28 protein-coding genes are annotated in these 26,074 nt (G+C 63.1%); 16 read left to right on the plus strand and 12 right to left on the minus strand.

What is annotated here, in order from left to right:
* Nucleotides 1-59: 59 nt before the first annotated feature.
* The 7 genes from ACP16H_RS07640 to ACP16H_RS07670 all read right to left on the minus strand — a co-directional run bounded on the left by ACP16H_RS07640 (nucleotide 60) and on the right by ACP16H_RS07670 (nucleotide 5,685).
* Nucleotides 60-257 carry a CsbD family protein gene (locus tag ACP16H_RS07640; RefSeq protein WP_425071671.1) on the minus strand — a complete coding sequence of 66 codons (198 nt, stop codon included), beginning with the start codon at nucleotides 255-257 and terminating at the stop codon, nucleotides 60-62.
* 43 nt (nucleotides 258-300) lie between these two features.
* Nucleotides 301-549, minus strand: coding sequence for a hypothetical protein (locus ACP16H_RS07645; protein ID WP_425071672.1), 249 nt, complete (start codon nucleotides 547-549; stop codon nucleotides 301-303).
* 131 nt (nucleotides 550-680) lie between these two features.
* A complete protein-coding gene (locus ACP16H_RS07650; protein ID WP_425071673.1) occupies nucleotides 681-1,637 on the minus strand; it encodes a YihY/virulence factor BrkB family protein in 957 nt (318 codons plus the stop codon).
* A gap of 49 nt (nucleotides 1,638-1,686) precedes the next feature.
* Nucleotides 1,687-3,243 carry a phospholipase D family protein gene (locus ACP16H_RS07655; RefSeq protein WP_425071674.1) on the minus strand — a complete coding sequence of 519 codons (1,557 nt, stop codon included), beginning with the start codon at nucleotides 3,241-3,243 and terminating at the stop codon, nucleotides 1,687-1,689.
* Nucleotides 3,233-4,957: a sensor histidine kinase gene (locus tag ACP16H_RS07660; protein ID WP_425071675.1), complete on the minus strand. Its 1,725-nt coding sequence runs from the start codon at nucleotides 4,955-4,957 to the stop codon at nucleotides 3,233-3,235. Before ACP16H_RS07660 ends, ACP16H_RS07655 begins: the two co-directional genes overlap by 11 nt.
* Before the next feature lie 25 nt (nucleotides 4,958-4,982).
* Nucleotides 4,983-5,546, minus strand: a complete 564-nt coding sequence (locus ACP16H_RS07665) for an RNA polymerase sigma factor (protein ID WP_425071676.1) — start codon at nucleotides 5,544-5,546, stop codon at nucleotides 4,983-4,985.
* The gene (locus ACP16H_RS07670) at nucleotides 5,533-5,685 is read right to left on the minus strand and encodes a NepR family anti-sigma factor (protein ID WP_425071677.1); all 153 of its coding nucleotides are present in this window, start codon (nucleotides 5,683-5,685) and stop codon (nucleotides 5,533-5,535) included. The genes ACP16H_RS07665 and ACP16H_RS07670 overlap by 14 nt, the downstream gene beginning before the upstream one ends.
* Nucleotides 5,686-5,811: 126 nt before the next feature.
* Between ACP16H_RS07670 and ACP16H_RS07675 the strand changes: the two genes are divergently transcribed.
* Nucleotides 5,812-6,621, plus strand: coding sequence for a response regulator (locus tag ACP16H_RS07675; protein WP_425071678.1), 810 nt, complete (start codon nucleotides 5,812-5,814; stop codon nucleotides 6,619-6,621).
* A 61-nt stretch (nucleotides 6,622-6,682) separates the two neighbouring features.
* On the opposite strand, the gene ACP16H_RS07680 is transcribed toward ACP16H_RS07675, so the two are convergent.
* On the minus strand, nucleotides 6,683-7,849 hold the full coding sequence (locus ACP16H_RS07680) for a GAF domain-containing protein (protein WP_425071679.1): 1,167 nt from the start codon (nucleotides 7,847-7,849) through the stop codon (nucleotides 6,683-6,685).
* 165 nt (nucleotides 7,850-8,014) lie between these two features.
* Nucleotides 8,015-8,185 (minus strand): DUF1328 domain-containing protein, encoded by a 171-nt coding sequence (locus tag ACP16H_RS07685; protein ID WP_425071680.1) that lies wholly within the window; start codon nucleotides 8,183-8,185, stop codon nucleotides 8,015-8,017.
* A gap of 115 nt (nucleotides 8,186-8,300) precedes the next feature.
* On the opposite strand from ACP16H_RS07685, the gene ACP16H_RS07690 reads away from it, so the two are divergent.
* The 15 genes from ACP16H_RS07690 to ACP16H_RS07760 all read left to right on the plus strand — a co-directional run bounded on the left by ACP16H_RS07690 (nucleotide 8,301) and on the right by ACP16H_RS07760 (nucleotide 23,121).
* Complete coding sequence (locus tag ACP16H_RS07690; protein ID WP_425071681.1) at nucleotides 8,301-8,615, plus strand: DUF883 family protein; 315 nt, start codon at nucleotides 8,301-8,303, stop codon at nucleotides 8,613-8,615.
* 123 nt (nucleotides 8,616-8,738) lie between these two features.
* Nucleotides 8,739-9,149 (plus strand): phage holin family protein, encoded by a 411-nt coding sequence (locus ACP16H_RS07695; protein ID WP_425071682.1) that lies wholly within the window; start codon nucleotides 8,739-8,741, stop codon nucleotides 9,147-9,149.
* The gene (locus ACP16H_RS07700; RefSeq protein ID WP_425071683.1) at nucleotides 9,133-9,759 is read left to right on the plus strand and encodes a hypothetical protein; all 627 of its coding nucleotides are present in this window, start codon (nucleotides 9,133-9,135) and stop codon (nucleotides 9,757-9,759) included. Before ACP16H_RS07695 ends, ACP16H_RS07700 begins: the two co-directional genes overlap by 17 nt.
* Nucleotides 9,760-9,762: 3 nt before the next feature.
* Nucleotides 9,763-10,797, plus strand: a complete 1,035-nt coding sequence (locus ACP16H_RS07705) for an AI-2E family transporter (protein WP_425071684.1) — start codon at nucleotides 9,763-9,765, stop codon at nucleotides 10,795-10,797.
* Nucleotides 10,798-10,857: 60 nt separating this feature from the next.
* Nucleotides 10,858-11,820: an amidoligase family protein gene (locus ACP16H_RS07710; protein ID WP_425071685.1), complete on the plus strand. Its 963-nt coding sequence runs from the start codon at nucleotides 10,858-10,860 to the stop codon at nucleotides 11,818-11,820.
* Nucleotides 11,817-12,539, plus strand: a complete 723-nt coding sequence (locus ACP16H_RS07715) for a gamma-glutamyl-gamma-aminobutyrate hydrolase family protein (RefSeq protein WP_425071686.1) — start codon at nucleotides 11,817-11,819, stop codon at nucleotides 12,537-12,539. Before ACP16H_RS07710 ends, ACP16H_RS07715 begins: the two co-directional genes overlap by 4 nt.
* Before the next feature lie 79 nt (nucleotides 12,540-12,618).
* A complete protein-coding gene (gene rlmN, locus ACP16H_RS07720) occupies nucleotides 12,619-13,803 on the plus strand; it encodes a 23S rRNA (adenine(2503)-C(2))-methyltransferase RlmN (protein WP_425071687.1) in 1,185 nt (394 codons plus the stop codon).
* 59 nt (nucleotides 13,804-13,862) lie between these two features.
* Nucleotides 13,863-14,669, plus strand: a complete 807-nt coding sequence (locus ACP16H_RS07725) for a PaaX family transcriptional regulator C-terminal domain-containing protein (protein ID WP_425071688.1) — start codon at nucleotides 13,863-13,865, stop codon at nucleotides 14,667-14,669.
* 194 nt (nucleotides 14,670-14,863) lie between these two features.
* On the plus strand, nucleotides 14,864-15,847 hold the full coding sequence (gene paaA / locus ACP16H_RS07730) for a 1,2-phenylacetyl-CoA epoxidase subunit PaaA (RefSeq protein WP_425071717.1): 984 nt from the start codon (nucleotides 14,864-14,866) through the stop codon (nucleotides 15,845-15,847).
* Nucleotides 15,848-15,858: 11 nt separating this feature from the next.
* Entirely contained in the window at nucleotides 15,859-16,146 is a 288-nt protein-coding gene (gene paaB / locus ACP16H_RS07735) for a 1,2-phenylacetyl-CoA epoxidase subunit PaaB (RefSeq protein WP_425071689.1), read from the plus strand.
* On the plus strand, nucleotides 16,146-16,934 hold the full coding sequence (paaC, locus tag ACP16H_RS07740; protein WP_425071690.1) for a 1,2-phenylacetyl-CoA epoxidase subunit PaaC: 789 nt from the start codon (nucleotides 16,146-16,148) through the stop codon (nucleotides 16,932-16,934). The genes paaB and paaC overlap by 1 nt, the downstream gene beginning before the upstream one ends.
* Nucleotides 16,928-17,431, plus strand: coding sequence for a 1,2-phenylacetyl-CoA epoxidase subunit PaaD (gene paaD / locus ACP16H_RS07745; RefSeq protein WP_425071691.1), 504 nt, complete (start codon nucleotides 16,928-16,930; stop codon nucleotides 17,429-17,431). The genes paaC and paaD overlap by 7 nt, the downstream gene beginning before the upstream one ends.
* A gap of 34 nt (nucleotides 17,432-17,465) precedes the next feature.
* Nucleotides 17,466-18,527, plus strand: a complete 1,062-nt coding sequence (gene paaE, locus ACP16H_RS07750; RefSeq protein ID WP_425071692.1) for a 1,2-phenylacetyl-CoA epoxidase subunit PaaE — start codon at nucleotides 17,466-17,468, stop codon at nucleotides 18,525-18,527.
* Entirely contained in the window at nucleotides 18,517-20,571 is a 2,055-nt protein-coding gene (gene paaZ / locus ACP16H_RS07755) for a phenylacetic acid degradation bifunctional protein PaaZ (protein WP_425071693.1), read from the plus strand. The genes paaE and paaZ overlap by 11 nt, the downstream gene beginning before the upstream one ends.
* Nucleotides 20,572-20,646: 75 nt before the next feature.
* Nucleotides 20,647-23,121 (plus strand): heavy metal translocating P-type ATPase, encoded by a 2,475-nt coding sequence (locus ACP16H_RS07760; RefSeq protein WP_425071694.1) that lies wholly within the window; start codon nucleotides 20,647-20,649, stop codon nucleotides 23,119-23,121.
* Nucleotides 23,122-23,128: 7 nt separating this feature from the next.
* Here ACP16H_RS07760 and ACP16H_RS07765 read toward each other — a convergent pair whose 3' ends face one another.
* The 3 genes from ACP16H_RS07765 to ACP16H_RS07775 all read right to left on the minus strand — a co-directional run bounded on the left by ACP16H_RS07765 (nucleotide 23,129) and on the right by ACP16H_RS07775 (nucleotide 25,838).
* A complete protein-coding gene (locus ACP16H_RS07765) occupies nucleotides 23,129-23,827 on the minus strand; it encodes a GntR family transcriptional regulator (RefSeq protein WP_425071695.1) in 699 nt (232 codons plus the stop codon).
* 62 nt (nucleotides 23,828-23,889) lie between these two features.
* Nucleotides 23,890-25,167: an ABC transporter permease gene (locus tag ACP16H_RS07770; RefSeq protein ID WP_425071696.1), complete on the minus strand. Its 1,278-nt coding sequence runs from the start codon at nucleotides 25,165-25,167 to the stop codon at nucleotides 23,890-23,892.
* Complete coding sequence (locus tag ACP16H_RS07775; protein WP_425071697.1) at nucleotides 25,164-25,838, minus strand: ABC transporter ATP-binding protein; 675 nt, start codon at nucleotides 25,836-25,838, stop codon at nucleotides 25,164-25,166. Before ACP16H_RS07775 ends, ACP16H_RS07770 begins: the two co-directional genes overlap by 4 nt.
* Between the last annotated feature and the right edge of the window lie 236 nt (nucleotides 25,839-26,074).

Here is a 26,074-nt window from a genome sequence, read left to right on the forward strand (position 1 = left end):
TGTCTGTGGGGTTGTCCGGCCCGAGGTAGTAAAACCGTTGGCCCCTACAAGCGGTTGCTTCAGGCAGCGTTCAACATGTTGTCGACGATCTGGCGAACTTCGTCCTTGGACTTGCCCAGTCGCTGCTGGAGCTTGCCTTCCAGTTGCTCGCGATCGCCGCGCGCCTCTTCCAGCTCGTCGTCGGTGAGATCACCATAGGCCGAGCGCAGCTTGCCCTTCAGTTCGGTCCATTTACCTTCCATGATGTCGCGATCCATGACGCGTCTCCTTTACCTGTTACCTTTGGATTGAACGGTCAGATCAGTTCTGAGCGACGTTCTCTTCTTCCGGCGGGGTCACTTCCAGCTTCGGAACGGTCACGGTGACCTCTTCCTCGACCACATCGACGTCGCCGACTTCTGCGTCGAACTTCGGCATCTGGCCGTCTTCGACGTTGACCTCGACATCGGGCAGGCGTGCTTCCTGGGTTTGATCGATGTCGATCATGTAAATGCCAAAGCCGACCAGCACGATTGCAACGATGGCTGCGATAACTGCACCAATTCTCATTGTGTATTCCCTCCTGATTTCAGTAGGTTAACCCGCGAGCCTCGATCTGGTTCCCGTGCCGTTCAAGATTTTTTGAAGACTGGCGCGGGTGTTTGGCGGGGTGACCATCTGGTCATCGGAGAAACTCGCAACTAGCGATCTGGTTCCCCACGCAGTGCGCCCAGAGTGTCCGCCTTCACGGCGCCGCGCTGGCCCATGGGGCGCTCTGGCCCGGTGGTGGTGTCGTGGCGCGTCTGCGCCTCCATTTCGGCATCGACCGTGGCGCCGAGCAGAACGATGAAGGCCGAGAGCCACAGCCAGTAGAGCAGGATTATGACGCCGCCAAGCGTGCCGAAGGTTTCGTTGTAGCTGCCAAACGACTGAACGTATTTGGAAAAGATGATGCTGCCGGTGACCCAAAGGGCGCAGGCCAGCGCGGCACCCGGCGTCAGCCAGCGCCACTTGGCACGACGTCGCGACGGACCAAAGCGGTACAACATGGCGATGCCGAAGACGCCGACGATGAACAGGATCGGCCAGCGGATGACCAGAACCAGTTCGTTGAATTGCGGGTTCTTCCACACGTAGGCCGCGATGGCGGGCATGGCTGCCACGATGCCGACCGTGATGAGGATGCCGATGATGAGGCAAAGCGTCATGGCGATATTGAGCAGCTTCAGAACGAAATAGCCGCGCCGCTCGCGCTCACCGTTGATGACGTTCAGACCGATGATGAAGTTCTCGACCGCTTTGGATGCGGACCACAGGGCCAACCCGATGGCAAAGAGAGCAGCCCAGCCCAGAGAGCTGTTCGACGCCGTGACGACGCTGGTCAGCTGGCCCATGAGGATCTCGGCGGCGGCAGCGGGCAGAACGCGCGCAATGGCGTCAGAGGTGTCGATCAGGTAACTGGGGTCGGTCACCATGCCCGCAAGGGCAACGGCTGCGGTGATCGCCGGAAACAGGGAGAGCAGACCGTAGAACGCGATTCCTGCCGACAGCAGGCTGAGGTTGTCATGAACGATGGTGTTGTAGATGCGCACGCCGACGTCGAGCAGACCTCGAGCAGGGATCTGGGACGGTGAAACGGCGGTGCGGCCTCGGCTCATATCGGGCTCCGGTTTGATGTCTTTTCAGCAAGATAGCGCGGAAAAGCGGTTATACCACGTTCTCTGTCACACCGGGAAGCGGTTGGACGAGTTCCGCGCCCTGGCCTTTGTCATAAGGCACAAGGAAGCCGCTGCGGTTTTCTGGCAGGCAGACGCCATTGCGGCGCACCTCTGCGGCCCAGCGGGTTTGCAGGGTCTTCGGGTCCCGCGCCTCTTCGGGCAGAGGGTCGAACCACCAATGTTGAAACAGCTTTTCGCGCAGCCGGGCCACCCGGTCAGGGGTCTTCAGCTCGACGGCGACTTCGGTGTCCCAACGCATCGAGCGCCCGTTGAGGTTCGCAGAGCCGACCAGACCGTAGTCGTCGTCGCGCACAAGGACTTTGTTGTGGACGTAAATGATGGGTGACCCTGCGAGAACCGCACGCGTGTCCCGCGCGGCCATCACCGGGCGCACCGGAGACGAGAATGTCACGCGGTCACCGAAAGCTTGCCGGAGCGTGTTCATGGCGTCCCGTTCCAAGGAGAGACCATAGCGCGCGTCCAACTCCTCGTTGCCCTCGAAAGCCACATCCTCGGGCAGGGCGGGAAGCACGAAGAAAAGGGTGAGGTCCGGATTCCTTGTCCCCGCTTCGGCCAAGGCATCGGCGACCACGCCGGAGCGGAGGAACTGGGTTTCCACGTAAACAAGGTGACGGGCCTCGCGAAAGGCGCTTAGATGTGCTTCCTCGATTTCGCTGAGCAAGGTCCGTGGTGACAGGAACGGCAATTGAAAACGGCGAGGGCAGGAGAGCGTGCGCTTGATCCCCGGAAGGGCGCCCGGAGTGGCCTTGCCGCCGCAAAGGTTTTCGAAACACAGAAGATGCGCACGGGCATCCCGGGCCTCTGGTCCTTTCAGGATGACCTGCACGTCGGACCAGGTCTGTGCGGCGGGTTGGTCATGTGCGGGCGAGTCGTAGCGTCGCTCGTTGAGGTCCAGCCCCCCGACATAAAGGATTTCACCGTCCATGACGGCAAGTTTCTGGTGGTGCGTCACCGTATGGATTTCTGGCAGGCTGCCCACGTCCAGTCTTACAGCCTGCCGGTCGAGCCGCGCACGGCTGATGTTCTTCATGCGGTCCCACTTCTTGCGCAGTAATGCAGGCAGGAGGGCGATCCAAGGCAATGCACCCGGCTTTGCAGGGTGCAGCGTGGCCCTGACCTGAAGTTGATTGGTCCCGACCACTCCGGCAGCTTCTGCCAGCGCAGCGCCCTGGCGCACGGTGCGCCACGATAATTCGTGCAGTTCGGTGCCCATCACCGGGTCGAAGTCAGTGACCACCAGCGTCACCTCGACACCGCGGCGCAAGGCATCTGCCAGCAGATCGAACCAGTCCTCTCCTACGGCGCGCGCTTCCGGGCTGCGCAGTTTGGTCGTCATGTCGAAGATGCGAAAGCCGGCAATGATCTCGCGGTTGGCGGCCAGTACAGCACGTTCAAAAGCTGGCCACGCCTCGTCGGCCGTCACCAGAACGTCGAAGTCCGGGACCAATGGACGGTCGGACTTGGCGCGCACGGGCGTCTCAGTCCGGTCGTCGGAGGTCAGATCTGTGACGGCCTCAAGCTGCATTTTCGATCTGCCGCTGCGCAGTGAAGTCGCGACGCGGGAAGATCACGCTTAACGTGAATTGACCATCGTCCTTCACCTGAGAAACCTGCCCGTCCAGCTGACGAATGAATGCTGTCATAAGACGATTCCCCAAACCGTCGCCTTCTTCGGTTTGGCTGTCTATGGGTTGGCTATCGACGCCCACAGTGTTCGTGATCAACAGCTCCACGTCGCCATGATCCAGTTCGGACAGGCTGATGGAGATCTGGCACTGGCCATTTTGACCAGTTCCGACATACTTGTAGGCATTGGTCAGCGCCTCGGTGACGAGCATGGACAACGGGACGGCCTGATCCGGGAACAGGGCAAAGCTTGCAATGTCCGTTTGCAGATCGACGCGACCGCTTTGTGAGAGGGTGGTGACATCGTCGACCACGGTCTTCACCAGATCGCCCGAATCCACGGTCGTCAGATCCGGCGTGGTGTAAAGCGTGCGGTGCAGCATGGCGAGGCCGCGCACGCGGCGCTGCAAGCCCGCCAGCATGTGCCGTGCCTCGGCAGACCGCGCCGAGCGGGCCTGCATGTTCATGATCGACGCAATAAGCTGAAGGTTGTTCTTCACCCGGTGGTGGACCTCCTTCAGCAGGACTTCCTTGTCGCGCAGGTCCTTTTCCTGACGGGCTTCTGCCTCTGTCAGGATCAGTGCCATGCGGTTGAAGGCACGCTGGGCTTCTTCAAGTTCCTCGGGGGGATCGACCAGTTGCAGATACGTCTGACGACGCTCGCCAAGGGCGAACTGCCGCATGGCAGAACGCAATTGCCGAATGTGACGCACAACCAAGCGCTGCAGACCAAGGAATGCCACGCCGATCCCGGCCAGCCACATCAGGGCCGGGAAGACCACCGCCATGCGCGCACGCGGGCCTTCGCCGCTGGCGTTGGCTACGGAAACTGGCCAGCTGCCGACCAGCACCAGAACATCGTCGATCATGGGCGCAACGGCGAAAAACCGTTCCTCACCGTTGCCCGCGATGCCGCGGAAAGTGGTGCCGACGCGCGTCACCAGTTCTGTCAATGGTATGTCGCGGGGCAGGAACCCCGGACCCGCCTGAATGCCGCTGGTCGAAGAGATGATGCTGCCGTCGAGATTGACCGAGGCGAGCTTCAGTTCCTGCGTCGGGAGTGGATTCTCCAGCATTGCGTTGGCGATGGAATGCGGAATGGAGATGGAGACCACGCCCACCGTCTCATCGCCGTTCTTCACAGGATGTGCCGCAGTGATGACCGATTGTTGGGTGATCGGGCCAACCGGCAGCATCTCGACAGCCGGGCCATTGCGGCGGATCGCATCCTCAAAGGCACGGGTGCCTGAAAAGTCTCGGACCATACCGTTCGAACTGCAATTCATCCGTCCATCCGCGGCGACGAAGCTTGCAAAGATGAACAGCTGCTGGCTGTCGATGAAATTGGCGAGGATATCCCTGCACGCAATGTCATCGACAATCGCCACAGCAGAGGACAGGCCTTGGGCGGCGCCCAAGGCTTGCTGTATCATCTCGCGCTCTCCCGTGGCGGCGGCCACGGTCTCTGAGAGCAATGCGGCCTTCGACAGGTCCTGCGCCTCGTCCACCACCACGTAGGTCTGGTAAACCGAGATGAGGCCCAGCGGCAGCATTGCCAGGGACATCAGGAAAGCGATGCGCGCGCCGAGGCTTTTTGTAAGGACCTTGATCACGTCAAAGCTCGTTCGTTGTTTCCGTTCACATGGCGTGACGTTGCGCCGATACGATCCCTGTCGTCACCCGGTCCGTCAGCTCCAGGTTCTCTTCGTCATCCAGCCCCATCAGTTCGGCCAGACGCGCCCGTGCCCGGTTGACCCGGCTTTTCACGGTGCCTACGGCGACACCGCATGTCTCTGCGGCCTCTTCGTAGGAGAACCCTTCTGCCCCAACCAGCACAAGCGCTTCACGCTGTTCATCCGACAGCTCTGCGAAGGCCGTGTTGAAGTCGCGCATCTGCAAGCGTCCGTCGTGGTCCGGTTTCTGGGCCAGACTGGCCGAGAAGGTCCCATCCGGGTCGCCCACTTCACGCCGCGCCTTGCGGTGGTGCGAGTAGTAGGTGTTCCTCAGGATTGTGAACAGCCAAGCCCGCAAATTGGTTCCCTTCTCGAAGGTATCAATTTTTGTCCAGGCTTTGACCAGTGCGTCCTGTACCATGTCATCTGCAAGCGCCGAGTTGCCAGTGAGGGACATGGCGAACGCGCGCATGGGCCCGAGGTGATCCACCAGCTGGTCGCGGGGATCACGGGTATCAGGACTCTGCATTATTGCTTCCGTTGTTGGAGGAATTTCCGCCCTCGGCTGCCCGCAACTGTGCCAGCAGATCGGTGAAGCGATCCGGTACGCCCTGCTTGGTAACGTCCCCGTAAGCGCGCTTCAGGTTCTCGTCGATTTCCTGTTGCACCCTTGTTGTCTTTCGATCTGAGTTCATGTTTCAGCTTACACATTTTTTTTGTCTATGGCGGGAACATAACGTGTTTTGCGGTGTTTGGTTCCCTGAGGATGCAAAAAAAATGATGGATACCGGACGATGAGCACAACTCAGTCTACCGACCTTACCAGCGTGATTGGCTCGAACCTGCCTTTCCTGCGCCGCTACGCCCGTGCCTTGACGGGCTCGCAGGACAAGGGTGACAACTACGCCGCTGCCACGCTTGAGGCGATCCTGAGCGATATCAATAGCTTCGACCGCACACTGGCGCCGAAGGTGGCGCTGTTCAAGGTCTTCCAGACCATTTGGAATTCCACCGGCGGCGCGCTGTCCGAGGATGATGATGGTCTTGCGGCCAAGGCACAAAAACACCTCGCCCGACTGACGCGTGACACGCGCGAGGCCCTTCTGCTGCACACCATCGAAGAAATGTCTTTCGCAGAAGTCGGCGCTGTGCTGGACACCTCCGAGACCGAAGCGCGCGAACTGGTTGATATTGCCTACGCCGAAATGTCGAAGTCCGTCTGCGGCAAGGTCATGATCATCGAGGACGAGGCGATCATCGCCATGGATCTCGAAAGCATCGTGGGAGAGATGGGTCATCAGGTCACCGGCATCGCCAAGACCGAAAAAGAAGCACTGGCGCTTTACAAGAAAGAGACGCCGGACCTCATCCTGTCCGACATCCAGCTGGCAGACCTGTCGTCGGGCATCGACGCGGTGAACCAGATCCTCGGCGACAACGCCGATATCCCGGTGATCTTCATCACGGCCTTCCCCGAGCGCCTGCTGACCGGCGAAAGCCCCGAGCCGGCGTTCCTGATCGCCAAGCCTTACACCGAGGAACAGGTCCGCTCGGCAGTCAGCCAAGCGATGTTTTTCTCGTCGACGGAAACGCTGCAAGCCTGATCCGAACGCATCATCTCGAATTGAACAAAAGGGCCCCGCTTGGGGCCCTTTTCATCTCGGTTCAGTTCGCCAATCTTTCCAGCGGCAGGTGCATCCGGTGAAAGAACCGATCAGGCTGGATTTCGGTGGTCAGCGTGCCACCAAGTTGTCCTTCCAAGGAAATCGTCAGCAGGCGCGATCCGAATCCGCCGCCCTGAATGTCGATCTCCCCCCATTGATGGCCGGTCTCGTTCCAGTCGATGCGCAGGGTGTCCCGTTCGATCCACCATTGGACGTCCAAGCGCCCGCCATCGACCGACAGGGCACCATACTTGGCCGAGTTCGTTGCCAGTTCGTGAATAGCCAGGGTCATGTAGACGACCGATTTGGGGCCGACGGCCACCTCTTCGCCCGTCAGTACCAATCGGTTTTCGCCTTGGTAAGGCTGCAACAGTTTTGACAGAAGATCACCCAATGGCGCTCCGGTTCCGAAACTGCCTTGGGCCTGCACGACGGGCACGATCATGTTGTGCGCCGCGTTCAGCGCTTCGAGCCTGCGCGTGATGCTGTCCGCGAGATCATGCGCAGAGGCGGAGGTGCGGCGGTCGATCCGCACCATCCCACCGATCAGCGAAAACAGGTTGCGGATCCTGTGGTTCATCTCTTGCAGGACGACGTCACGCTCGTCGACGGTGTGACGTAGCGCCAGCTCTGCTTCGAGCATCGCAACGAGATCGGACAGCGCGTCCAGATCGGCCTGGCTCCAGTCCCGCGGCTGTGAGTCGATCACGCAGAACGACCCAAGAACTTCGCCGGTAGGCGCGTGGACCGGCACACCCAGGTAAGCGATAACGTTCAGGTCATGCACTGCACCGTTGTCCCGCAGGAATGGATCGTGGCGGGCGTCTGACACCATCAGCGGTTCGCCGGAGCTGGCGACGTATTGGCAGAAAGAATGGGACAGAGGCGTGCCTTTCGCATCGCACGCTGGTCCGGCCAGGCCAGTTTGTGCCTTGAAATGCTGCCGCTCCGCGTCGACGTAGGACACGAGACTGACAGGCGCATTCAAAATGCGGCTGGCCAGTCGCACGCTGCGCTCGTGCGCCGGATCGGATGTATCCGTCATGACGCCGGTTTTGGTCAGTGCCTCCAGGCGTGCGGGATCGCTAAGTTTGAGCCGGTGATCGTTTACATCGGCCTTCAGCTGAACACCGGTCGCAAATTGCATTTCGGTCATGCCGTCTTCCATGCCCCAACTTGACTCCAATGACCCTATTTAGTGCTTAAAGTTCCGAGGTACAGTACTGTTACCTGTTTCGAGCAAGTTCTCGTAAGCATAGTGAACACCACTGCGAGTCAGTCGAGCCCGACACATGTCTGTGCCGGGCTCGGATAAGGTCTACTTGATCCCTTGTTACGGCGTGCGGCCACGCAGGGCGCGTGCGACCATTGCCACGACGAAGAGGATCAGGAACAGCACGAACAGCACTTGTGCGACGCCGGCCGATGCGGATGCGATGCCGCCAAAGCCAAAGATACCGGCGATGATGGCGACAACGAAGAAAAGCAGAGCCCAATAAAGCATTTCAGTTTCTCCTACAGTATTCGATCAGTCTGCCATCTCAACTTTCCATACACCGAATTGGTTCCCGGGAACCTTTCGCCCTGTTGCGGGTTTTATGACGGAAAGGAGATCAATCATGAGTGCTTCGAAAAATCCGCTTCGCAATGGGTCGGACTCCGGGATCGACCGTGCCGCCGCCCATGCCAAGGACGCCGTAAACAGTGCCCGCGAGTCGATTGAGGAAGGTTACGCGGAAGCGCGCGACCACGCTTCGCAAGCGTTTTCTGCGGCTCAGGAAAGTGGCCGTGCGGCCTACGAGGAGGGCGCGGTCATGGTGCGCGATGCACACGGTCAGCTTGAATCCGCGATCCGGCGCAATCCGACGGCCGCCCTGTTGGGGGCTGCCGGTGTCGGTCTGTTGGTGGGCTTGGCCATGAAGTCCCGGAAGTAAGACATACTCGGGAGGGGGCGCGGCTCCCTCCCCTTACCGCAAGAATAAAAAAAAGAAAAAATGTCTTAGGGCGTGCTTGGCATTAATGAACATAAACCGGCGCGCAGAGTTTGGGGACGACAAATGGCACAGCACGACCCCGGTCTTTCCGGTTTGACCGGAAGCATCGCGATACTCATCCAAGAGTTGCGCGGCCTGCTACGCGTGGAGATCGCTTTGGCAAAGGCCGAGATGTCACAAGGTGCTGCCCGCATGGCTGCGGGCATTTCGTTGATTGTGCTTGCTGCGATGCTTTCGTTCATCGGGCTGCTGGCGTTGTCGGGTGCGGCCGTTCTTGCGGTCAATGCGCAGGGATACAGCCTTTTGGCGTCGGCAATTATGGTTGGGGCCTCTGTAATCTTACTGGCCGCGATTTTTGCCTTTGTCGGAATTCGCAAAGTCAGCGTTTCCAATCTCGTGCCGAAGCGCGCCATGGCGAATATTCGCGCCGATTTGAAAAGTGCCACGGAGATGTCCAGTGACCGACCGTATTAAGGAATTGGAGGCGCAGGCCGCCATGCATCGCGCGGGTCTCGCGGCGGCACTCTCGGGGATTGCGCGTGGCGCGCAACCGACGGCCCTGGCAAGCACTGATCTCGCTCAATCCGCTGCGCGCCTTGCCATGGAGACTGCCAAGAAAAATCCGCTGGCGACCGCCTTGGTCGGCGCGGGCCTCGTGATGATTGCGGCGAACACGGGCAAGACGAAACCGTCCGCGCCGAAACCCGAGGCAATGCCTCAGGCGGACGCTGAAACCATGCGGGCGTCGCTGCATGAGGACCTCGGGCATCTTCCGCCTGAGGCACGTAAGCGCGTTATCCGGAAGCGGATCGAGGCGCTGGAAGCGCAAGAAGACGTGGAAAAGCATCCGACCACGCCTCTCGGCATCGCAAAGAAGCACCCTTTTGCCCTTCTGGTTGCCGCCGCCGGAATAGCGTTTGCGGCAAAGACGCTGTGGCCGACGAAGGCGCGAAAGGCGCAGGCCAAGCGCGATCAATCCGTCCGCGCCGCCGAGACCCAGTTGCAGGTCGAGGAGGCCCGGATACAGCCGTTTCCGTCAGGCCCCGCGCCCACGCATCACTTTCACCATCAGGACAGGATCTGACCCATGCTGGGCCTTTCCCCCCGCGAGTCTCGTATCGCTTTGCGCGCGTTGGTCGCGCTTTCGCTGGTCACGGTGATCGGCGCGCTGAAATTGGCGGGAGATCTCGTCGCCCCGGTCGTCTTGGGCCTCGTGCTAGGTGTCGTCCTGGCGCCGATCGTGACGCGGCTCGGTCGTGTCGGTGTGCCACGGTCGCTGAGCGCATCTGTTGCCCTGTTGGTGGCGGTGGTCTTTCTGATCCTGCTGCTCTCGGCGCTCGGTCCTGTCCTGTCCGGCCTGATGGAGGAAATCCCCAAGATCCAGAGAGAGGTTCGCGACTGGCTGGACGAGATCGTCCGGTTGGTACGTGGTGCGGAATCGCTTGGGCGCGAGATCGAGGAAAGTCTCGCGGAAGGCAGCGACGAAGCGGTGAAAGCCGCCGTGCCGACCCTGATCGACGCCCTTTGGATGGCGCCGAACTTCATGGCGCAGGCGATGATCTTCTCCGGCACGCTGTTTTTCTTCGTGATGACGGGGAACGATATCTATGACGCGCTTCCCGCACGATCCAGCGCCCTCCGCGCCGCCGACCGCGCGGTATCGCACTACTTCATCACGGTGACGACCATCAACGCAGTGCTCGGTCTGGCGGTCTTTGGCGTGATGACGCTGATCGGGTTGCCTAACCCGATGCTTTGGGGCGGGGCGGCGTTCCTCCTGAACTTCGTGCTGTATCTCGGTCCGATTGCGCTTTTGGTGGCGCTGCTTATCGCGGGTTTCACGCAGTTCTCGGGAGCGATGATCATGGTTCCGCCACTGGCCTATCTCGCCCTGAACCTGACCGAAGCGCAGTTTGTCACACCTTCTTTGGTCGGGCAGCGACTGCGCCTGAATCCGCTGGTGGTCTTTCTTGCCATCCTCTTCGGTCTCTGGCTATGGGGGCCGGTGGGCGGGATCGTGTCCCTGCCGGTTCTGGTCTGGGGGCTGGTCTTTACCGGCCACCGCACAGAGGCTGATTTCGAAGGCCAGGTCGAGGTCGAACCCGTGCCGGAAACCGCCTGATGGAACCTGTAGCGCCTTTCCGCGTTGTCCGCCTGAGGGACAGAAGAAAGGCCACAGCGCATGACCAATTCATACCCGGCCCTGCCCCTGCCTGACACGGCAGAGGGCGCTCCGCGTCGCACTGGCGTCGAGATTGAATTCGCTGGAATGGATGAGCGGCAAGCTGCGCGATGCATTGCCGAGCTGCTTGGCGGCGAGATCACCGAGAGCGATAGCCGTGAGTTGACGGTTCTCGGGACGGAACTGGGTGACATCGAGGTCGAACTGGACACCGTACTGCGCAAGAAGAAGGGCGTGCCCCTGCTTGAAAAGGGTCTGGACCTTGCCACCGGCCTCGTCCCGGTCGAGATCATTGCTCCGCCTCTGCCCACAGACCGGCTCGCAAGGCTGGACGATCTTGTTGCGGCGCTGCGGGAACGTGGCGCGACGGGCACGCGGGACGGTCTGATGTTGGGATTCGGTGTTCATCTGAACACTGAGGTCGTCGCTCCGGACCATCCGCATACGCTCAAGACCATTCTGGCCTTTGGCCTGATTGAGCCGTGGCTGCGCCGCGAGGAAGACCTCGATATGACGCGCCGTCTGATGCCGTATGTGAACCAATGGCCGTCTTCTTTCGTTGATGACATGGCGCGTAACATGCCTGGCACGATGGCTGCCCTGATGGCTGTGGCCGCGCGCCATATCGACTCTCGAAATCATGGTCTGGACCTGTTTCCGCTCTTTGCCCATGCGGAGCCGGAACTGTACCAACGCCTGTTCCCGAAGCCGGACAAGACGTCGGCGCGTCCAACCTTTCATTTCCGAATGCCCGACTGCCGTATCGACGAGCCCGATTGGTCCCTCGCACGCAGCTGGCGCCTGTGGTCGACCGTCGAAGAGGTCGCACAGAATGCGGACCTGCTGGAGGCCTTGGGCAGGGACTGGCTGGACCACATGCATTTCGCGCCGGGAGCGGATGGTCGTTGGGCCTCCAAGGTCGACGCGCGCTTCAAGACCCATTGGCAGGAGGCCGCAGAATGACCCGTCCCATCATCGGCGTCACGACCTCGGAACGGTCTGGCTGGCGCATCTATCCGCTCGTGAACCTGAGCCTCTGGCTGGCCGGGGGCAGGGGCAAGCGCTGGGGGGCGGGGCGTCCGCATGATCTTGATCAGGTCGATGGCGTCATCATCGGCGGCGGGGACGACATTGGCCCGGAGTTGTACGGCGGCAAGCTGGGCATTTCGGCACGGCTCGATCCCGAGCGGGACAGATTCGAACGCGAAATCGCGGAGCACGCCATCGCCCGCAACATTCCCGTGCTGGGCATCTGCCGCGGTGCGCAGATGCTGAACGTCGCCCTTGGCGGGACATTGGACCAGAACGCGTGGCAGACCTACGGGATGGAGCGCAAGATCCGCACGATCCTGCCCAAACGCGAGGTCCACCTGATAGAGGGCACGCTGCTGGCCGAGCATACTGGCGCGCAACCTATGAAGGTCAACGCGCTGCACACGCAGGCGGTAGACGCATTGGGCAACGGGTTGCAGGTCTCTGCGCGGGACGAGGCGGGCATGGTGCAGGCGATCGAACGCACCTCGGACCCGTTTGCCCTTGGCGTGCAATGGCACCCCGAACACCTGTTCTACGCGCACAGGCAGAGGGCGATCTTTCGTGCCTTGGTGGCGGCTGCGCGGGCACGAGCGGAGCGGCGCAATCAGTTGGCGGGCGCTTTCGACGCGGTAGAGCCGGCCGAGTAACGGTGAATTGCGTGGGCCCCATGGAAATCCGCGCCGAATCCTGTATATAAGCGGCTTCTTCTCCGAAGGATGCCTGACCATGACCGACGCTCCGATCACCCAGGACGTGTTGACGATCCCGCGCAAACTGCCCGAAGGCGGCAAGACCAACATCATTGGTCTGACGCGTGACGGCTTGCGCGATGCGTTGATCGCCATCGGCACGCCGGAGAAACAGGCCAAGATGCGCGTGAACCAGGTCTGGCAATGGCTGTACTTCTGGGGTGTGCGCGACTTTGCAGAGATGACCAACCTGGCCAAGGATTACCGCGCCAAGCTGGCGGCGCATTTCGAGATATCTCTGCCGGAAATGGTGTCGAAGCAGGTCTCTGCCGACGGCACCCGCAAGTACCTGGTGAAGATCGCGGGCGGCCACGAGGTCGAAGTGGTCTACATCCCCGAAACGGACCGGGGGACGCTGTGCATCTCTTCTCAGGTCGGTTGCACGCTGACCTGCTCCTTCTGCCACACGGGCACCCAGAAACTGGTGCGCAACCTGACAGCCGGGGAAATCGTCGGCCAGATCATGATGGCGCGCGACGACCTTGGCGAATGGCCCGAACCGGGCGTGGGCACCGGGGAACAGGGGCCGCGCCTGCTGTCCAATATCGTGCTGATGGGCATGGGCGAGCCGCTCTACAACTTCGACAACGTGCGCGACGCGATGAAGATCGCGATGGACGGCGAGGGCATCGCGCTCAGCCGTCGCCGCATCACTTTGTCCACCTCCGGCGTGGTGCCGGAAATCGCCAAGACTGCCGAGGAAATTGGCTGCCTTCTGGCCGTCTCGTTCCATGCCACCACTGACGAAACCCGCGACAAGCTGGTTCCGATCAACAAGCGTTGGAACATCGAAACGCTGCTGAACGCCCTGCGCGAATACCCAAAGCTGTCGAATTCGGAACGGATCACCTTTGAATACGTGATGCTGAAGGACGTGAACGACACGGATGCCGACGCGCGGCGACTGGTGAAGCTGATCCAGGGCATTCCGGCCAAGATCAACCTGATCCCCTTCAATGAGTGGCCCGGCTCGCCCTATCAGCGTTCGGACTGGGAGCGGATCGAGAAATTCGCCGACATCATCTACAAGGCCGGGTATGCCTCTCCGATCCGCACTCCACGGGGTGAGGACATCATGGCCGCCTGCGGTCAGCTGAAATCGGCCACGGAGCGGGAGCGCAAGTCGCGCGCCCAGATCGCGGCAGAAACCGGGACGGCGTGACACGCCTGTTCCGAGGATGCTCTGGACAGCCGCGTGCCGCTCCGCGATGACTGCGGTTCATGAAACTCACTGATATCTGTCCTGATACGCCGCGCGCGCCACACTTCATCGTCACCATCTACGGCGACGTGGTGGAGCCGCGCGGCGGCACGTTGTGGATGGGCACACTGATCGAGACCTGCGCCCGCCACGGCATCAGCGAAAGCCTTGTCCGGACCGCCGTGTCCCGGCTGGTCTCTGCCGGTCGGCTTGAAGGCGTTCGGGTGGGGCGGCGCAGTTATTACCGTCTTTCGGAACGGGCAAAAGCCGAGTTCCGACAGGCGTCGCGCATCCTTTTCGATCCGCCGGCTGCGCCGAAGGGGTGGCGCGTGGCGTTGTTGGGCGCCGGGGCGGAAGATCTGCAGGCGCCGTGGGTGCGGTTGGGCTCTGGCGCCGCGCTGGCGCCCGCGCGCGATGATCTGTCCCTGAAGGGGGGCGTGATCCTGCACGCCGACCAGTCTCAGGGCGATTTCCCCACGCTGGCGGCCCAGCTTTGGCCGCTGTCAGAGGTTGCCGGGTCCTATCGCGCCGTGCTTTCGCGATACAGCGCGCTGGACGATGCCGCCTGCGCCGGTCCCGATGCCTTGGCCTTGCGGCTGCGGCTGGTGGATGACTATCGGCGCGCCGCCTTGACCGATCCGCGCCTGCCATTCGATGCGTTGCCGTCCGACTGGCCCGCACCGCGCGCGCGCGCCTTGTTCGTGCGTTTGTACCACGCGCTGTCTTCTGCAGCCGATCAGCAGGTCGCCGTGCATTTCGAGACTCAGGACGGTCCGCTGCTGCGCGAAACGGATGCAACACAGCGTAGGCTCGCCTCTCTGGCCTGACATCGGCGAAATTTTTTCGTCTGTTATTCAATGGCTAAACAAAAACATCACGCAAAAACAAAAAAATGATTTTGCACGTGATGTTTTCCGGGATACCTAAAAACCAACCAACCGGTCAGCGAATGGAGGCGCCGCCGGACTCACACCCCTTGAGCGGGTCGTGGTAAGGTCGCGCAGCAATGGGAGGATTGATGATGTACGCACAGATGATCCAGTCGGAGAAGTCGGACGAGACCCTCGAAGAGTTGGCGGCGTTTCAGGCGCGCATCGACCGTGGAGAGCGGATCGAGCCGAAGGAGTGGATGCCCGAAGGCTACCGCAAGACGCTGATCCGCCAGATCGGCCAGCACGCCCATTCCGAGATCGTGGGCCAGCTGCCCGAAGGCAACTGGATCACCCGCGCGCCGACGCTGGAGCGCAAGCAGATCCTGCTGGCCAAGGTGCAGGACGAGGCGGGCCATGGGCTGTACCTCTATTCCGCCTGCGAGACGCTGGGGATCTCGCGCGATGAACTCTTTGACCGGCTGCACTCGGGCGCGATGAAGTACTCCTCGATCTTCAACTACCCGACGCTGACCTGGGCCGACATGGGTGCGGTGGGCTGGCTGGTCGACGGCGCGGCGATCATGAACCAGGTGCCCTTGCAACGCACCTCCTATGGTCCCTACGCCCGCGCCATGGTGCGGATCTGCAAGGAGGAATCCTTCCACCAGCGGCAGGGCTACACCATCATGATGAAGATGGCGCAGGGCACGCCCGAGCAGAAGGCCATGGCGCAGGATGCGCTCAACCGCTTCTGGTATCCGTCCCTGATGATGTTCGGCCCGTCCGACGCCGAGTCCGTGCATTCGAGCCAGAACATGGCGTGGAAGATCAAGATCAACACCAACGACGAGCTGCGTCAGCGCTTCGTCAACGAGACCGTGCCACAGGCGCATTACCTTGGGCTGACGGTGCCCGACGAGACGCTCAAGTGGAACGAGGACAAGCAGGGCTGGGACTTTGCCGAGCCGGATTGGACCGAGTTCTTCGAGGTGTTGCGCGGCAACGGGCCGTGCAACGAGGAACGCCTCGGCGCGCGCCGCAAGGCCTGGGACGACGGTGCATGGTTCCGCGACGGGCTGAGCGCCTATGCCGACAAGCAGGCAGCGCGCCGCCAGCGCCACGCCGCTGAATAAGGGGAGAGAACATGTCCAAGAAAGAATGGCCCCTCTGGGAGGTCTTCATCCGTGGCCAGCACGGGCTGAACCACCGTCACGTGGGCTCGCTGCACGCCTCCGACGCCGAGATGGCGATCAACCACGCCCGCGACGTCTACACCCGTCGCAAGGAAGGCGTGTCGATCTGGGTCGTGCCCTCGGCGCAGATCACCGCCTCGGCCCCGTCGGACAAGGGCGCGCTCTTCGATCCGGCAGAGGACAAGGTCTACCGCCACCCGACCTTCTACGACATCCCCGACGAAGTGGGGCACATGTGATGGCGCTGGACAGCACGACCGACGCGGCGCTCTTCGACTGGCTCTGCCGGCTGGGGGACAATGCGCTGATCCTCGGGCACCGCACCTCGGAATGGTGCGGCCATGGTCCGGTGCTGGAGGAGGACATCGCGCTGGCGAACACTGCGCTCGACTTGATCGGCCAGTGCCAGCTGTGGCTGGGCCTCGCGGCCGAGGTCGAGGGCAAGGGCCGCACGGCGGACAGCCTCGCGTACCTGCGCGACGCCATGGGGTTTCGCAACGTGAAGCTGGTGGAACTGCCGAACGGCGATCTGGGCCAGAAGGACATGGCGCGGACCGTTATGCGCGAGTTCCTGTTCGACGCCTATCACTTCGAACTGCTGACCGCGCTCAAGGACAGCACCGACCCGCGCGTGGCCGAGATCGCCGCCAAGGCGGCGAAGGAAGTGGCCTACCAACTCGACCGCGCCTCGGACCTCGTCGTACGCTTGGGCGATGGGACGGAAGAGAGCCACGCGCGGATGCAGGCCGCGCTGGATCACCTCTGGCCCTACACCGGCGAGATGTTCACCAGCGACGCGGTGGACGACGCCATGGCCGAGGCCGGGATCGCGCCGTCCCTCGCGGACATCCGCACCCGTTGGGAGGCCATCGTCACCGAGACGCTCGACGAGGCCACCCTCACCCGCCCCGAGCGCCGCTTCGACGTGCACACGGGGGGCAAGCAGGGGCGGCATACCGAACACCTGGGCTATATCCTGGCCGAGATGCAGTTCCTGCAACGCGCCTACCCGGGGGCCGAATGGTAGAGACGGACACCATATGGGCCTGGCTCGCCGAGGTGCCGGACCCGGAGATCCCCGTGGTCTCAGTCACCGATCTGGGCATCATCCGCGAGGTCGCGTGGCAGGGTGACACGCTGCGCGTCGCGGTCACGCCGACCTATTCCGGCTGCCCCGCCACGGCGGTGATCGACCTCATGGTCGAGGAAAAGCTGCGCGAGAAGGGCATCGCGAAGATCGCCCTCGAACGGCGCCTCTCGCCACCCTGGACGACGGACTGGATCACCGACAGCGCGCGCGAGAAACTGCGCGCCTATGGCATCGCCCCGCCCGTCGACGGCACCGCCAGCGATGGCCGCATGGGCCGCGCGGCGCGGCTGTCGGGATCGAACCTCAAGATCGACTGCCCGCGCTGCGGCTCGTCGCATACGGACAAGGTTTCGCAATACGGCTCGACGCCTTGCAAGGCCGCCTACGTCTGCCGCGACTGCCTTGAGCCCTTCGACTATTTCAAGTGCCACTGAGGCACCCCGGACTTCAGACAGGAGGAGGTCTGACATGCCCCGCTTCCATACCCTCGACGTTCTCGACGTCCGTCATGAGACCCGCGACGCCGTAGTCGTGACTCTCAAGCCGAAGGATGGCGATTTCGCCTTCACCCAAGGCCAATACCTGACCTTCCGCCGCGACTTCGACGGTGAGGAACTGCGCCGCAGCTACTCGATCTGCGCGGGGCTGGACGATGGCGCGCTGCGCGTCGGGATCAAGCGCGTCGACGGCGGGGCATTCAGCACCTGGGCCAACGAAAACCTCAAACCCGGCGACACGCTGGAGGCGATGGAACCGCAGGGCCGCTTCTTCACCGTGCTCGACCCCGCCTCGGCGAAGAACTACCTCGCCTTCGCGGGCGGGTCGGGCATCACGCCGGTGCTGTCGATCATCAAGACCACGCTGGCGCGCGAACCCAACAGCACCTTCACGCTGGTCTATGCCAACCGAAACGTCACCTCGATCATGTTCCGCGAGGAGCTGGAGGATCTGAAGAACACCTACCTCGGGCGGTTCTCGATCCTGCATGTCCTCGAATCCGAGGGCGATATCGACCTCTTCACCGGCCGCATCGACGCGGAGAAGATGGAGGCGCTGTTCCGCCTCTGGATCGACGCCGAGTCCGTCGACACCGCCTTCATCTGCGGGCCGGAGCCGATGATGCTGACCATCAAGGAAAGCCTCATGGCCCATGGCCTGACCGAGGACCAAGTGAAGTTCGAACTCTTCGCCAGCCAGCAGGGCCGCGCGAAACAGCGCGCGACCTCGCGCCATGTCGCAAACGACGGTGCGCGCTGTGCCGTGACCGTGACGCTCGACGGCACGACCCGTCAGTTCGAGATGCCCAAGGACGGCACCGCGATCCTCGACGCCGCCATCGCGCAGCACATGGATGCGCCCTACAGCTGCAAGGCGGGCGTCTGTTCGACCTGCCGCGCCAAGGTCACCGAGGGCGAGGTCGAGATGCTGACCAACCACGCGCTGGAGGACTACGAGGTCCGCGCCGGATATGTGCTGTCCTGCCAGTGCATCCCCCTCTCCGACACCGTGGTGCTGACCTATGACGAATGACCCCCGCCGCCTGCAGAGCTACATCGAAGGCGCATGGCGCAAGGGCAACGGCGAAGGCCGCCCGGTGCTGGACGCCGCCACTGGCGCGGTGCACGCGCTGATCGGGGCCGAGGGCCTCGACATGGCTGCAGCCCTCGACTGGGGCCGCGCGGTCGGTGGCCCCGCCCTGCGCCGATACACCACCCACGAACGCGCCATGATGCTGAAGGCCGTGGGGCAAAAGCTGATGGAGCAGAAGGCCGACTTCCACGCCGAGAGCCTGCACACCGGCGCCACGCCGCGCGATGCCCTGCCCGACATCGAGGGCGGAATCGGCACGCTGCTGACCTTCGCCTCCAAGGCCCGCAAGGAGCTGCCCAACGCCCGCGTGATCCCCGAGGGCCCGGTCGAGGTGCTCTCGAAGGATGGCTCCTTCGTCGGGCAGCACGTGCTGACGCCGATGCTGGGTGTCGCGGTGCATATCAATGCCTTCAACTTCCCGGTCTGGGGCATGCTGGAAAAGATCGCCCCGGCGCTGATCGCGGGCATGCCCTGCCTGGTCAAACCCGCCTCGGGGACAGCCTACCTGACGGAATTGGTGGTGCGGCGCATCCTCGATATGGGGATCCTGCCGGAGGGCGCGCTGCAGGTGCTGTGCGGATCGGTCGGCGACCTGCTGGATCACGTGACCGAACAGGACGTGGTGACCTTTACCGGCTCGGCGGCGACGGGGCGCAAGCTGCGCAGCCACCCGGCGATCGTGCAGAACTCGGTGCGCTTCACCATGGAGGCGGACAGTCTGAACGCCTCGATCCTCGCGCCCGACGCGGGGCCGGGCACGGCGGAGTTCGACCTCTTCGTGCGCGAGGTCTTCCGCGAGATGACCACAAAGGCGGGCCAGAAGTGCACCGCCATCCGCCGCATCCTTGTGCCTTCGGACCACGAACAGGCGGTGATCGAAGCCCTCTCGGCGCAGCTGGCCAAGGCCGTTCCCGGCCTGCCGGGGGACGAGGCGACGCGTATGGGCGCGCTGGCCTCGCTGGACGACCGCGCGTCGGTGCGCGAGAAGGTGGCCCGGATCGCGCAGGAGGCAGAGATTGTCTTTGGCGATCCGTCCACCGTCACCACGTCGTCGGGCGACCCCGAGGCGGGGGCCTTCATGAACCCCGTGCTGCTGCGCTGCGCATCGCCGCTGACCGCCCGCGCCCCGCATGACATCGAGGCCTTTGGCCCGGTGGCGACGGTGATGGGCTACGAGGGTGTCGATCAGGCCATGGCGCTGGCGATGAAGGGACGCGGTTCGCTGGTGTCCTCGGTGTTCACCAATGACGAAGGGTTCGCCTCCGACCTGACCCTCGGCCTCGCGCCGCAGCATGGCCGCGTGTTGATCGGTAACCGCGACTCGGCCAGGTCGTCGACCGGGCATGGCGCGCCGCTGGCGCCGCTGATCCACGGCGGCCCCGGTCGCGCCGGCGGTGGCGAGGAGATGGGCGGCATGCGGGGCGTGAAACACTTCATGGCGCGCACCGCCGTGCAGGGGACACCGAGGATGCTGTCCGCCGTGATGGGCCGCTGGGTGCCCGGCGCGCCCACGCAATCGGGCGAACACCCCTTCCGCAAGTCACTGGAAACGCTGCGCATCGGCGATCAGCTGGTCACTGAGCGCCGCGAGATCACCCGCGAGGACGTGGAGCACTTCGCCCACTTCACCGGGGACACCTTTTACGCCCACATGGACGAGGCGGCGGCCAAGGCAAACCCCTTCTTCGACGACCGCGTGGCGCATGGCTACTTGATCGCCAGCTTCGCCGCAGGGCTGTTCGTGCAGCCCGACCCCGGCCCCGTTCTGGCGAATTACGGCGTGGACGACATGCGCTTCCTCACCCCGGTGTACTTCGGCGACAGCCTGCAGGTGCAGCTGACCTGCAAGGAGATCACCCCGCGCGAGGGCTCGGTCTATGGAGAGGTGCGCTGGGACTGCCGCGTGTCGAACCAGAACGACAAGGTCGTTGCGCAGTATGACGTCCTGACAATGGTCGCGAAAACATGGCCGTTGGAGGCATAATCGCACATTGATTGGTCTCGCCCCTTGACCCTCCAGTGACTGGAAGCCCTATCTGCAGGGTCAAGGAGAAACACCATGACCGATTTGCGATTCGAAGTGACGAAGCTGAACTGCGGTGGCTGTGCCGGGCGCGCCACCCGCGCACTTGAGGCCGCCGAGGGTGTGACTGCCGCTACGGTCAACCTCGCCACCCGCACTGCGCAGGTCACCGGCGGAACTGCTGCGACGTTGCGCGATGCGCTCAGAACCGCTGGCTATCCGGCGGCGGAACAACGGATACGGCTCGGGATCAAGGGCATGTCCTGTGCCTCCTGCGCTGGCCGCGTGGAGCATGCGCTGACCTCTGTGCCCGGCGTCCTCTCCGCTTCGGTCAACCTTGCGTCGAATACCGCCGAGATTGTCAGTCTTGCCGGGTCTACAGACCCGCAGACCCTCGCCGACACCGTATCGAAAGCGGGCTATGCCGCCAGTCCGATAGATGAGGACGCCCCCGCGCGCGACGCGCACGCCGAGGAACAGCAGCGCCTGCGGCGTGACCTGTGGATTGCCGCAGCCCTGACCTTGCCGGTCTTCCTCGGTGAAATGGGCGGGCATCTTTTTCCTCCGCTGCATCACTGGTTGACGGCGACCTTGGGGCAGACACAATGGTGGACGCTGCAATTCGTATTGACGACGTTGGTCCTGATCGGCCCCGGACGCCGCTTTTACGAGGTCGGCCTTCCGTTGCTGGCCAAAGGCGCGCCGGACATGAACAGCCTGGTGGCGCTGGGGACCTTGGCTGCGTGGATCTATTCCACTGTCGCTCTGTTCCTGCCGGGGCTGCTGCCCGAAACTGCCGTGGCCGTCTATTACGAAGCCGCCGCCGTGATCGTTACGCTCATTCTGGTGGGGCGCTTTCTGGAAGCGCGGGCCAAGGGGCGCACCGGCGCGGCCATCCGTCATCTCGTCGGCTTGCGCCCGGACACGGCTCATGTCCAACGCGGAGAAACCTTTGCGGAAACGCCGTTGAAGGACATTCATCCCGGCGACATCCTCATGGCCAGGCCGGGAGAGCGCATCGCTGTCGATGGCGTTCTTCTGACAGGGCGATCCTTCGTCGATGAATCCATGCTCACCGGGGAAGCGGCGCCGGTCGAAAAGACCGGAGGGGCGGCCCTGACCGCCGGCACGGTCAACGGCAATGGCACCCTGACCTATCGCGCCGAAGCCGTGGGCAGGGACACCGTTCTTGCCCGCATCATCGCCATGGTCGAACAGGCGCAAGGGGCGAAGCTGCCGATCCAGGCGCTGGCGGACAAGGTTGTCCTGTACTTCGTGCCCGCCGTCCTGCTCACGGCTGCGCTGACCACCCTCGTCTGGCTGGTTTTCGGGCCGGGTCTGACGTTTGCGCTGGTTGCAGGGGTCTCTGTCCTGATCATCGCCTGCCCCTGTGCCATGGGGCTCGCCACGCCGGTGTCCATCATGGTTGGCACCGGGCGTGCTGCCGAACTGGGCGTTCTGTTCCGCAAGGGTGAAGCGCTTCAACGGCTCGACTCCGTGCGGCTGGTGGCCTTTGACAAGACCGGCACCCTCACCGAGGGCCGTCCGGAACTGACCCGGCAGGAGGCCGCGCCGGGATTTGAGGTTCAGGAGGTGCTCCGCCTCGCCGCCGCTGCTGAGAGAGGCTCCGAGCATCCCATCGCACAGGCCTTGTTGCGCGCTGCGCCGGATGCACCGACGCCCGAGGCGGTCGAGGCCATTCCCGGCCATGGTCTGCGCGCTACGGTTGAGGGCCGCACCATTCTCGCGGGAAATCCTCGCCTTATGGCGCGTGAAGGCATCGCGACCGACGCGCTGTGCGCCGAGCTTGAAGAGATCGCACAGGAAGCGCAAACGCCGATCCTAGTCGCTGTGGACGGCCAGTTGGCGGGCGTTCTGGCCGTCGCCGATCGTCTGAAATCCGATGCGCGGCAGGCCATTGCCGCCCTGCACGCCCAAGGGATCAAGACTGCGATGATCTCCGGCGACTCGGCGCCTGTCGCACATGCCATTGCCCGCGCGCTGGGCATCGACCATGTCACCGCCGAGGTCTTGCCCGAGGGCAAGCTGGCCGCGCTGCAGGCGTTGCAAGCCGAGTTCGGTCCCACCGCCTTTGTCGGTGACGGCATCAACGACGCGCCCGCTCTGGCGGCGGCGGATGTCGGTCTGGCCATTGGAACCGGCACCGATGTGGCGATCGAATCGGCCGATGTTGTGATGAGTGCGGGCAAGGTTGCGGGTGTGGTCACCGCGCTGCACGTCAGCCGCGCCACGCTGCGCAACATCCGGCAGAACCTGTTCTGGGCTTTTGGCTACAACGTCGTGCTGATTCCGGTGGCTGCGGGTGTGCTTTACCCGTTCACCGGGCTGATGCTCTCGCCGATGCTGGCGGCAGGGGCCATGGCGCTGTCCTCGGTTTTCGTCCTCAGCAATGCTCTCCGGCTCAAGCGTATGTCCGCAGGTTTGCCCGCCAGCGCCGGCGCGCACAGTGCGCAAGCCCGTTCAGAGGCCCCCGCGACAGCCGAAGCGTAGGCGGGGGCTACGCTGTCTCTCCCTCGGATACAGTCACGTCGACGGGCAGAGCCGCCGGTGTGACCAATCTCTCTAGCCGTTCCCGGGTCAGTGCCCAACGCGCCAGGGCAGCCTCTGCGGCAGCGACGGCATCCTGAGCCATGACCGCTGCCACCAGCGCGTCATGCGTCGCCAATGCCTTCTTGACCAGTTTCTTTTCCTTCTTGCCCGAAGGACCAAAGAAGCCTTGGCTCAGGCGCGTCTGATCCACCAGAATCCGCCGCAACGCTGGCATCAGGTAAGGATCGCCAGCCGCCTCACCCAGCCCAAGGTGAAAGCCGTGATCCGCAAGTGCCGCCGCTGCCGCATCCCCGGTCTCCAGTGATGCGACGAGGGCCGCTTGCCGCTCGGTCAGGACGTCCAGGTGAGCCGCGCTCCGGTCGTCGGCGGCCAGCCGTGCCACGTTGACCAGCACCAAAGGCGCGCTCCGCATCAATGCGCGCAGAGTCTCGACCTCCATCGAGGCCACGCTGGCGCCACGGTTGCGCTGCAACCGGACGAACCCTTCGCCTGCAAGCGCCTGAAGCACCTCCCGCAGCGGGGTGCGCGACAGGCCATAGGCCCGGGACACCTGCGTCTCGTCCAGTTCTGCCCCAGGTTCGAGGTCCATTTTCAGGATGCGTGCCTTCAGATCCTCGTGGCACTCCATCTTTTTGCTGATCGCCATCCGCGCCTCCCTGTATACGCCATGCGTACACGGACCGCGCGGACCGTCAACAGGTCCAGCGGTCAGGACCGCAGCGATTGTACAGTCGGGCGACGCAGGATGCCGATCGTCGGCAGAACCGCTGCCAGCGAGGCCAGCGACAGGAAGCCGAAGGCGAGTTGCACTTCTGTCCAGCCCGGAGCTGCCCGGATCATGACATTCGTCCGCGCGGTGACGAGTTCACTCAACCCCAAAGCCGCACCGTACCCCAGCGCGATGCCGAGCACCGTACCGCATGCCAGCAGGACCGTGGCGTAGCTCCAGATCACAGCCATGACGAACCGCCGGGGCGCGCCGACGGCGCGCAGCATCGCAAGGTGTCGCTGCATCAGCCGTGACAGGATGAACAGGCCCAGCAGGACTGCGGCCCCCACCAGCGCCTGCGTCACACCCGTAATGATCGACATCGCCTTTCGCACGTCGCCCATGATCCGATAGAGGTCTTGCAAGACTGCGCCGGGGAAGAACGCCATGGTCTGACCCTCCCGCGTGAATTGAGACCGCAGCCCATAAGCCGCGCCAAGGTCGCGCGGCACGACGATGACCGCCGGCGTGCCGGGAAAGACTTCGGGAGTGAAGGGCAGTCCGATCCGCGCGCCATCCGCGATCGTGTGGCCATTGGCGAGCCCGTGGATCTCCCAGATGGTTTCGATCGGCAGCATCACGGCGCGGTCCCATGGCGAGCCAGTCCGGTGCATCCGTCCGACGACCTCCAGCTCGAAGCCCTCGTGCGCTTCTTCGTCGGCGCTGGCACCGTGGCCATGGGACGGATGGAAGTGGTCCCCGATCTGGAGGTCGGACAGGGCGCCCACAACGACCTCTCCGGTTCGGGCAAAATTCCGGCCGATCATGTCGCCGCCGCTCAGGTGCCAGACGAACTCTGCGGTGGTGCCGACGACCGGCGCACCATGGTGACTGTCGCCAAAGGCCACAGGTGCGGCAATCCGGACGCGCGGGTCCCCTGCGATCCGGTCAAAGATTTCACCGGACAATAACGCGGTATCCGAGGACTTCAGGAAGACGGACGCCAGCAACAGGTCGGTCTCGGACCCTGGAGCGCCAACCACGACGGGAAACTTTGCCGCCGCCTGTGCCGTCCCGATCCGCAACCCGCGTTCCTGCGCGATGACCCCGACGCCAAGCGCCACGGACACGGCGATCAGGGCGATGAACATCGCGTTGGTCCAACGAAACCGCCTTAGCAGGGCGCGCACCAGTGGTGCGGTGCGATAGCCTCTCAACAAGACGAAACCCGTCACAACGGCAGGCAAAAGCAGCAGCACGGACCACAGCGCGTTCATGCTGCGTCCTCCGACACCAGCCGGCCTTCATCAAGGTGCAGCACCCGATCCATGAGCTCCAGCAGATGCGGGTCATGGCTGACCGCGATCAGCGTCTTGTGTTCCGACCGCGCCAGCGCCACGAGATCCGAGATCAGACGCTCGGCGGTACGCCGGTCCAGCGCCGCTGTGGGTTCATCGGCCAGCACGATCTCGGGGTTGCCTGCCAATGCGCGGGCGATGGCCACGCGTTGCCGTTCGCCGCCGGAATAGCTGGCCACCGGGCGCATGTCATCGTCGAGCCCCAACAGGGTCAGGTGTTCTCCGGCCCGCCGTACCACTTCGGCGCGGTCCTGCTTGGGCAGAAACAGCGCGCGCAACTCGGCATTTTCCCGCGCCGAGAGTTCGTCGAACAACAGGAAGTCCTGAAAGATCAGCCCCATATGTGCCGCCCTGAACCTGTCGCGGCGGTCTTCGCTGAGTGTCAGAAGATCGACCTCACCCCAACGGACGCTTCCGTTGGCGGACAGCAGGCCGGATAGGGCATTTAACAAAGTCGTCTTTCCCGCGCCCGAAGGCCCCGCGATGCCCAGGAGCGTACCTGCCTTGACTGTCAGGGTAGGCACGTCCAGCAGGACACGACCGCTCTCGGATTTTACCGTCAATCCGGTCGCAAGCAGGGGTAGGGACATAAGTTACTTTCTCAGGTGTTCAGGTGGGGCAGATGGCTGCAAAGGCGTGCGCTAGGGCCACTGAAAGATAAATTGGGGTGAAGGAAATCAAGTCGGTGTACGAAGCAAAAGTTTCTCGACATGTCCCATCATGGTGTTTTCTCAATCTGATCGCAATTTCGCCTCTTCAAGCTTGCAACATCAAGTGGGACCGTCAGGCAGTCGATGCGATATATCGTATCGTATTAGATATGTTA

The sequence above is a fragment of the Sagittula sp. S175 genome (genome assembly GCF_049800975.1).
GTDB lineage: Bacteria > Pseudomonadota > Alphaproteobacteria > Rhodobacterales > Rhodobacteraceae > Sagittula.